General features: G+C 74.7%; 7 protein-coding genes and 1 pseudogene. 5 read left to right on the top strand and 3 right to left on the bottom strand.

The annotated features are described in order from the left end of the window. Positions 1 to 570: ATP-binding cassette domain-containing protein (locus ACFWEK_RS15330; protein ID WP_430554578.1), on the bottom strand; the 570-nt coding region annotated here is incomplete at its 3' end. A 614-nt stretch (positions 571 to 1184) separates the two neighbouring features. Here ACFWEK_RS15330 and ahcY point away from each other — a divergent pair. From ahcY to ACFWEK_RS15310, 4 genes are all read left to right on the top strand, one after another. After that, complete coding sequence (ahcY, locus tag ACFWEK_RS15325; RefSeq protein WP_430554577.1) at positions 1185 to 2738, top strand: adenosylhomocysteinase; 1554 nt, start codon at positions 1185 to 1187, stop codon at positions 2736 to 2738. A 132-nt stretch (positions 2739 to 2870) separates the two neighbouring features. Further along, complete coding sequence (locus tag ACFWEK_RS15320; RefSeq protein WP_430554576.1) at positions 2871 to 4361, top strand: sensor histidine kinase; 1491 nt, start codon at positions 2871 to 2873, stop codon at positions 4359 to 4361. A gap of 41 nt (positions 4362 to 4402) precedes the next feature. Continuing rightward, positions 4403 to 5071 (top strand): response regulator transcription factor, encoded by a 669-nt coding sequence (locus ACFWEK_RS15315; protein ID WP_430546800.1) that lies wholly within the window; start codon positions 4403 to 4405, stop codon positions 5069 to 5071. A gap of 148 nt (positions 5072 to 5219) precedes the next feature. Then, on the top strand, positions 5220 to 6479 hold the full coding sequence (locus tag ACFWEK_RS15310) for an acyltransferase family protein (RefSeq protein ID WP_430554575.1): 1260 nt from the start codon (positions 5220 to 5222) through the stop codon (positions 6477 to 6479). Between the two features lie 12 nt (positions 6480 to 6491). Here ACFWEK_RS15310 and ACFWEK_RS15305 read toward each other — a convergent pair whose 3' ends face one another. Further along, positions 6492 to 7310 carry an RDD family protein gene (locus ACFWEK_RS15305; protein WP_430554579.1) on the bottom strand — a complete coding sequence of 273 codons (819 nt, stop codon included), beginning with the start codon at positions 7308 to 7310 and terminating at the stop codon, positions 6492 to 6494. A 48-nt stretch (positions 7311 to 7358) separates the two neighbouring features. On the opposite strand from ACFWEK_RS15305, the gene ACFWEK_RS15300 reads away from it, so the two are divergent. Further along, on the top strand, positions 7359 to 8348 hold the full coding sequence (locus tag ACFWEK_RS15300; RefSeq protein ID WP_430554574.1) for a stage II sporulation protein M: 990 nt from the start codon (positions 7359 to 7361) through the stop codon (positions 8346 to 8348). Positions 8349 to 8371: 23 nt separating this feature from the next. Here ACFWEK_RS15300 and ACFWEK_RS15295 read toward each other — a convergent pair. Next, positions 8372 to 8531, bottom strand: a pseudogene (locus ACFWEK_RS15295) (DUF58 domain-containing protein); the annotation flags it as partial.

Raw genomic sequence — 8531 nt, 5'->3', positions numbered from 1 at the left:
GGCGAGGCCCACGCGCTGGCGCATGCCGCCGGACAGCTGCGACGGCAGCGAGTCCTGCCAGCCGGACAGACCGACCATGTCGAGCGCCTGCTGCGCCTTCTCCTGACGCTCGGCCTTGCCGACGCCCTGGATCTCCAACGGGTACGCGGCGTTGTCGAGCACCGTGCGGTGGGGCAGAAGCGCGAAGTGCTGGAACACCATGCTCACCCGGGTGCGGCGCAGCTCGCGCAGGCGCTTGCCGTCGACCTTGGCGAGGTTGGCGTCTCCGAGCAGGACGTCGCCCGCGCTGGGGGTCCACAGCCCGTTGAGCATGCGGATGAGCGTCGACTTGCCCGAGCCGGACAGGCCCATGACGACGAAGATCTCGCCGGGGGCGACGTCGAAGGTCGCGTCGATGACCGCGGCGGTGCCGAGGTTCTTCACCTCGTCGCGCGAGGCCCCGGCCTGCAGGCGGCGGACGGCCTCACCGGGCTTGGGACCGAAGACCTTGTAGACGCCTCTCACCGAGACCGCGGGGGTCACCGCGGACGACTCGGCGGGCGTTGGGGTGGTACTGCTGTCTCCCGACATACGGGCAGGGCTCGCCACCTTCCATCACGTTCGGATGTACCCACGGTTCGCCGGGCGGCGCGTCGAGCACCGGTCACGGGTTCCCGTGCTTCCGCAGCTCCGGTGGGCACAAGGGCATCAAGCACCCTCCTATGCCGACGGGTGCCGTGGCGAACCATGATCACCTGCCTGATCTGCACGTTTCCTCCGTGTTGTCCTGCGGGTTTACCGGGTTTTTGCTGGTCAGGCGGGTGAAGTGATCGTTACCGGAATGTGATCTTGAGGGTGGCGCAGGTCACGTGACCGGCCGGATCGGTGTGGTCCCGACCACCTTTCGGTGTCGCTCGCGGGTCGAGCGTCGTTGAAGACATCGTCAGGTTTCGGCAAGGCGGGAGTCGCCGGGACCCTGGCCGAGCTGCAGGGTGCAACCGCGCGTCGAAGAACGCCTGAGACGCGCCGCCGTCCCACCAGGACCCGCCGGGCGAGGCCGGCACCCAGGAGGAGTGCCGGCCTCGCTGCGTCCGGGAGGTGCCGCGGTCTACCCTGGGTGCTGGCCCGTGCGGACACGCCGGGCCACGCGCAGACGGGAGCCCCCAGCGCACACGGCTCATACCGCAGACCCCAGGAGGGCGACCATGTCCACGACCGCTGAGGCACCCGGCGCGACCGGCTTCGACGAGGCTCCCGGCCGCTTCAAGGTGCGCTCGCTCGCGCTGGCGGAGGCCGGCCGGCACCAGATCCGGCTCGCCGAGCACGAGATGCCCGGCCTCATGGCGCTGCGCGCCGAGTACGGCGAGGCGCAGCCGCTGGCCGGCGCCCGCATCGCCGGCTCCCTGCACATGACGGTCCAGACCGCCGTCCTCATCGAGACGCTCGTCGCGCTCGGCGCCGAGGTCCGCTGGGCCAGCTGCAACATCTTCAGCACGCAGGACGAGGCGGCCGCGGCGATCGTCGTCGGCCCGCACGGCACCCCCGGGGACCCGCAGGGCGTCCCCGTGTTCGCGTGGAAGGGCGAGAGCCTCGAGGAGTACTGGGACTGCACGGAGCAGATCCTCGTGTGGCCCGGCGCGGAGAACGGCCAGGGCGGCCCCAACCTCATCCTCGACGACGGCGGCGACGCCACGATGCTGGTGCACCTCGGCCTGCAGTACGAGCGTGCCGGCGTCGTGCCGCCGGACACGCTGCCGGGCGAGCCCGACCACACCCACGAGATGAACGTGGTGCGCGCCGTGCTGCGCCGGGCGCTCGACTCCGACCCGCTGCGCTGGACGACGATCGCGCAGAGCATCGGCGGCGTCACCGAGGAGACGACGACGGGCGTGCACCGGCTCTACCACCTCGCCGAGGCGGGGGAGCTGATCTTCCCGGCGATCAACGTCAACGACTCGGTCACCAAGTCGAAGTTCGACAACAAGTACGGCATCCGCCACTCGCTGCCGGACGGCATCAACCGCGCCACCGACATCCTCATCGGCGGCAAGGTCGCCTTCGTGTGCGGCTACGGCGACGTCGGCAAGGGCGCGGCCGAGGCGTTCCGCGGCCAGGGCGCGCGCGTCATCGTGTCCGAGGTGGACCCGATCTGCGCGCTGCAGGCGGCGATGGACGGCTTCCAGGTGGCCCGGCTCGACGAGACGATCGGCGAGGCCGACTTCGTCATCACCACGACGGGCAACAAGGACGTCGTGCGCGTCGAGCACATGCTCGCGCTCAAGGACAAGGCCGTCGTCGGCAACATCGGGCACTTCGACAACGAGATCGACATGGCCGGCCTCGCCGCCGTGCCGGGCGTCGTGAAGACCGAGATCAAGCCGCAGGTGCACGAGTGGACGCTGCCCGCCGGCGTCGGGCCCGACGGCGTGGAGCGCCCCGAGCGGTCGATCATCGTGCTGTCCGAGGGGCGCCTGCTCAACCTGGGCAACGCGACCGGCCACCCGTCGTTCGTCATGTCGAACTCGTTCGCCAACCAGGTGATCGGCCAGATGGAGCTGTTCGCCGACATGGCCCGCCCGGCCGAGGAGCGGCAGTACGAGCGGCAGGTGTACCGCCTGCCCAAGGTGCTCGACGAGAAGGTCGCGCGCCTGCACCTCGACGCCCTCGGCGTCCGGCTCACCGAGCTCAGCAAGGAGCAGGCCGAGTACATCGGCGTGCCGGTGGAGGGTCCGTACAAGCCGGAGCACTACCGCTACTGACCTGTCAGGGCCACGCGCATGTTCTGATGCTCCTGGCCCTGACAGGTCGCGGGCCGGGCACGGGGGACAGCCCCCGTGCGCAGGGTGGCGCGCCGGATGTCGGCGCGGCGCCGCGGGCGGCAGCCTGGAAGCATGACCAGCATGACGTCCACCGACGGCCAGGTGCCGCCGCCCGCGACCCCGCCGACCCCGCCGCCGGCCACGCAGCCCGCCGAGCGCCCGGCGGTGTCCCCGCGGGCGACGACGGACGGGGCGCCGCCGTTCCTCCTCGCCCCGTTCGACGGCCGGACGTGGCGCGCCTACGGCTTCCTGTGGCTCGCGCTGCTGCTCGCGCCGTTCGCGCTCGCGTACGCCCTGTTCACCGTGTCGTTCATGGCGGGCGTCGCGGTGACGGTCGTGGGCCTGTTCGTGGCGGGCGGCGTGCTGCTCGGTGCGCGCGGGTGGGCGTCGGTCTACCGGCGGATGGCGGTGCGCTACCTCGGCGTCGAGATCGCCGAGCCCGCGCCGCGGCAGCCGCGGAAGGGATTCTGGCGGCGCCTCGGCGGGATGCTCGGCGACGCGACCGCCTGGCGCGGGCTGCTGTACATGGTGGTGACGTTCCCCCTGGCGATCGCGGCGTTCGTGGTGAGCACCGTGTTCCTCGCCGTGGCGCTCGGCGGGATGACGCACTGGTTCTGGTCGCGCTGGCTGCCGGCGCAGCAGGCGGGCGATGGCACCTGGCACCGGGGCGCCTCGTTCGGCACGGACTGGTTCGTCGACACGCCGGCCCGCCAGCTCCTGCTGGCGGCGGTCGGCCTGATCCTGTTCTACCTGTGGCCGCAGGTGCAGTCCCTGTTCGTCGGCCTCTTCCGGATGCTGGCGGAGGGGCTGCTCAGCCCCACGCGGGCCAGCCTGCGGGTGGCGTACGCCGAGCGGGCCCGCGCCGTCACCGTCGAGGACGCCGACGAGCGCCTGCGCCGCATCGAGCGCGACCTGCACGACGGCACCCAGGCGCACCTCGTGGCCGTCGCCATGCAGATCGGCGAGGCGCGCGAGCTGCTGCGCGACGGCACGGACGGCACCGACGGCACCGGCGGCATCGACACCGCGGAGCTCGCCGCCGTCCTGGAGACGGCGCACTCCAGCACGAAGGACACGCTCGCCGAGCTGCGCGAGCTCGCGCGCGGCATCCGCCCGCCCGCCCTGGACGCCGGCCTCGCCGTCGCCCTCGAGACGCTCGCCGCGCGCGCCGCCCTGCCCGTGCGCGTGCACGCCGTCGGGCTCGACGGGGCGGACCTCCCGCCCAGCGTCACCGCCATCTCCTACTTCGCCGTCGCCGAGCTGGTCGCCAACGCGACCAAGCACGCCCGGGCGACCGGCGTCGACGTCGTGGCGGGCGTCGAGCCCGTCGCGGACGCCGCCACCGGGGCCGCCGTGCGTGCGCTCGTGCTGCGCGTGCACGACGACGGCGTGGGCGGCGCGGCGGTGCGCGCCCCCGACCCGTCGGGCAGGGGCAGCGGCCTCGCCGGGCTCACGGACCGGCTGTCGGGCGTCGACGGCACGCTCCGGGTGGTCAGCCCGGCGGGAGGGCCTACGGTGATCACCGTGACCATCCCGCTGCCCGCCCCCGGGTCCCGCCGATGACGCCCGGGGCGTCGACCGGCCCGGCGACCGGCTCGAGCCCGCTGCGCGTCGTCGTCGCCGAGGACTCCGCCATCCTGCGCGACGGCCTCGTCGCGCTCCTGTCCCGCCGGGGGCACGACGTCGTCGCGGCGGTGCCCGACGGCGACGCCCTCGTCCGCGAGGTCACGACCCTCGCCGCCGCCGGCGCCCTGCCCGACGTCCTCGTCGCCGACATCCGCATGCCGCCGTCACACACGGACGAGGGGTTGCGCGCGGCCGAGGCGCTGCGCGCCGCGCACCCCGGGCTGCCGGTGCTCGTGTTCTCGCAGTGGGTCGAGACGCGCTACGCGTCCCGGCTGCTCGAGGGCGACCCGCGCGGCGTCGGCTACCTCCTCAAGGACCGCGTCGCCGACGTCGGGGACTTCGTCGCCGCGCTCGGTCGGGTCGCGGCGGGGGAGACGGTGCTCGACCCGGAGGTGGTGCGCCAGCTCATGGGCGCGCACCGCTCGCCGGAGGACGGCGTCGGCCGCCTGACGCCGCGCGAGAAGGAGGTCCTGGAGCTCATGGCGCAGGGCCGTTCCAACGGCGCCATCGCCGAGCAGCTCTACCTGTCGTACGGGGCGGTGGAGAAGAACGTCGCCGCCATCTTCACGAAGCTCGACCTGCCGCAGGACTCCGCCGACCACCGGCGCGTGCTCGCCGTCCTGCGCTACCTGGGCGTCGACGCCTGACGCCCTGACAACTCGCGCGCTGGGCGGGGGGTGTCCCCCCGGACGGTGCGGGGGAGACGCCGGACGGCGCGGGGGTCAGGCCCATGTCGGACGACGCCGCAGGTCACGAGGCTGGGAGGGTCCTCGTCGCCCAGCCTCAGGAGCCATCGTGGCCGTCCTCGACGCCCCCGCCCCGCCCTCGCCGTCCGCACCGCCACCGGTCGCGACGCGGCGCCCCGACACCCCCTCCCGGTCCACGGCGCCGGACGCCGCGCCCGTCGCCCGTCCGCGCCGGGCCCGCGACCCGTTCGTCGACGTCGTCCGGGCGCTCGGCACCCTCGGGGTGGTGCTGCTGCACTGGCTGATGGCGGAGGCGACGTGGGACGGGCGGACGCTCCTCGTCGGCAACGCGCTCGGGCACGGCGCCGGCTGGCTCGTGACCTGGCTGCAGCCGTTGGCCCTGCTGTTCTTCGCTGCCGGCGCCTCCGCCGGGTACCAGCGCGGGGCCACCGTCGTGGGTGGCCGCGGCTGGGCCGGAACCGTCCTGGCGAGGCTGCGGGCGACGGCCCGGCCCGTCGGGGCGTTCGTCGGGGCCTGGGCGCTCGCGGTCGCCGCGCTGCTCGCGCTCGGGGTGCCCGACGACGCGGTGTGGCGGATGGCGCGGATGGCGCCGCAGCTGCTGTGGTTCCTCGGGGTGTGGGTGGTGCTCATGGCGCTCACCCCGGTGCTGCGGGCCGCCTGGCAGCGCTGGCGGTGGGGTGCGCTCGCCGTCGCCGTGGCGCTGCCGCTGGCGCTCGACGCGCTGCGGTTCGGGCTCCCCGGTGAGCTCACCGGCGGGCTGGCCTGGGCCGACGTGCTGCTCGCCTGGGCCGCGCCGTTCCTCGCCGGGATCGCGTACGCCTCCGAGCGCAGCGACCCGCGCCGTCCAGCCCTCGACCGGACCACCGGCGCGACCGCCGACCCGCTCGCCGGCCGCACCGCCCGGCTGCTCCTCGCCGCCGGCGCCGTGGCAGCGGTCGCCGCGACGGCCGTGCTGGTGGCGGTGGGCCCGTACCCGCTCAGCCTCGTCGGGATGCCCGGCGACGAGATCTCCAACCTCGGCCCGCCGACGGCGCCCGTCGTCGCGCACGCCGTCGCCCAGGTGTGCCTGGTCCTTCTGTTCCGCGCCGCGCTCGTGCGACGCACCGCGTCCGGGGCGGGAGCGCGGGCCGTCGGTGCCCTGGCCCGCCGGTCGATGACCGTCTACCTGTGGCACCTCACCGCGATGTTCGCCGTCGTGGGGGTCGCGCTCCTCGGGCTCGGGCAGGAGCTGCCGGCCTCGTGGGGCGCGGACTGGTGGGCGTCGCGCCCGGTCTGGTTCGCGGCGTACCTGCTGGTGCTGCTCGGCCTGGTGCGCGTCTTCGGCCGCTTCGAGGACCGTCGCCGCTGACCGCCGGTGCGGTCAGCGGGGCGGGTCGGGGACGGCGTACGGCAGGCGGTGCAGGCTGGCGGCGCGGGCCTCGGCCCGCGCCTGCTCGGCCTGCCCGCGCTCGAGCTCGCGGTCGCGGCGCTCGTGCAGGACGGCGTGCAGGAACGCCTCGGGCGGCGTGCCAGGCGGCGGACCGGGGGCGACGAACGGCTCGACGCGGCCGGCCAGGTCGTCGGCCAGGCCCGCACGCGACGCGGGCGCGAGCCGGGGAGCGCGGTCGAGGAACTGCCGTGCGGCGAGGGCCAGACCGTCGGGCAGCCGCCGGATGTCGGCCGTGCGGGCCCAGGCGGCCAGCTCCGGCGGCATGCCCAGCGGGACCGTCCGGGCGCGGCCGCCCCGCACGCGGATGACGTACGTGCCGGCCAGCAGGTCGCCGAGCCGCTTGCCGCGCGCGTTGGACAGCGACGCGATCAGCGCGACGCTCCCGACCGTCAGCCACAGCTCGCCGATGCCCACCAGCGCCCGCGTGAAGGCGTGGCGGAAGCGCACCGGGCCGCCGTCGTCGCGCACGACGCGGAGCCCGGTGATCAGCTTGCCCAGCGAGCGGCCCCGGCTCAGCGTCTCGACCGTCGTCGGGATCACGACCATCACCAGCGCCGCGGCGACGACGCCCGCCACCCGGGCCCACTGCTCGTCGATCGCGACGTCCTGCAGGGCCACGACGACCAGCAGCGTGATCCCGACGATCGCGAGGGCCGCGAGGTCGAGCAGCGCCGCCAGCGCCCGGCTGACGAACGACGCCGGCCGTGCGTCGAGCACCACGCCCTCGCCGATGACGATCCCGTCCTGCATGTGCATCCCCCGCTCGTGCGACGTGTCCCGTGTGGAAGGGTATCGACCGTGGACCTCGACGCCTTCACCGCCGTGCACAGCCCGCAGTGGGACCGGCTGAAGCAGCTCACCCGCAAGCGGCGCCTCGACGGCGCGGAGGCCGACGAGCTGGTGCGGCTGTACCAGGCGGTCGCGACGCACCTGTCCACGGTGCGGTCGGCCGCGCCCGACCCGGTGCTCGTCACCCGGCTCTCCGACCTGCTGAGTCGGGCCCGCGTGCGGGTCACGGGCACGCACGAGCCGGCCTGGGCCGACGTCGTCCGCTTCGTCGCGGTGACGGTGCCCGCGGCGCTGTACCGGGTGCGCTGGTGGACCCTCGGCGTCGTCGTGGTGTGCCTCGCGCTCGCCGTCGTCGCCGGGTACCGCGTCGCCACGGACCCGGACGTCCTCGCGCAGATGGGCACGCCCGCCGAGCGCGAGGCGTACGTCAACGAGGCGTTCGCGTCGTACTACGACCCGGGCGCGTCCTTCGCCGCCATGGTGTGGACGAACAACGCGTGGATCGCCGCGCAGTGCGTGGGCCTCGGGATCACCGGCGTCTGGCCGGCCTACGTGCTGATCCAGAACGCGGTGGGCGTGGGCGCCACCGGCGGCATGATGGCGGCCTACGACGAGCTGGACGTGTTCCTGCAGCTCATCGCGCCGCACGGGCTGCTCGAGCTCACCGCGGTGTTCGTCGCCGGCGCCGCCGGCCTCAAGCTGTTCTGGACGGCGGTGTCGCCCGGCCCGCGGCCGCGCACCGTCGCGCTGGCGCAGGAGGGGCGCGCGCTCGTGACCGTCGCGATCGGGCTCGCCGGGGCGCTCGCGGTGTCCGGTCTGATCGAGGGCTACGTCACGGGCTCGACGCTGCCCTGGTGGCTCAAGATCGTCATCGGCGCGATCGCGCTCGCCGGGTTCTGGGTCTACGTCGTCGTGCTGGGCCGGCGCGCCACCGCGGCGGGGCTCACGGGCGACCTGGACGCCGACCGCGCCGGCGAGGTCGTGCCGACCGTCGGCTGACCGGCACCCTCGCGACTGCGGGGTCAGAGCCGTCCGGCGGCCTTGAGCGCGAGGTAGGTGTCCGCGAGCCGGGGAGCGAGGTCGTCCGGCAACGCCTCGACGACCTCGGCCCCGTGCTGGCGCAGCACGGTGGAGACGGCCGCCCGCTCCAGGTCGGCACGAGCGGCGGCCGCCGCGTCGTAG

The sequence above is a fragment of the Isoptericola sp. NPDC060257 genome, from assembly GCF_042726645.1.
In the GTDB taxonomy this organism is placed as follows: Bacteria; Actinomycetota; Actinomycetes; order Actinomycetales; family Cellulomonadaceae; genus Isoptericola; species Isoptericola nanjingensis.
This window is presented reverse-complemented; position numbering and strand designations above follow the sequence as displayed.

What these genes read in the sequence shown, in the direction of transcription:
- ahcY (WP_430554577.1), top strand. Translation starts at nt 1,185, where the DNA reads ATGTCCACGACCGCTGAGGCACCCGGCGCGACCGGCTTCGACGAGGCT.
- ACFWEK_RS15320 (WP_430554576.1), top strand. Translation starts at nt 2,871, where the DNA reads ATGACCAGCATGACGTCCACCGACGGCCAGGTGCCGCCGCCCGCGACC.
- ACFWEK_RS15305 (WP_430554579.1), bottom strand. Translation starts at nt 7,310, where the DNA reads ATGCAGGACGGGATCGTCATCGGCGAGGGCGTGGTGCTCGACGCACGG.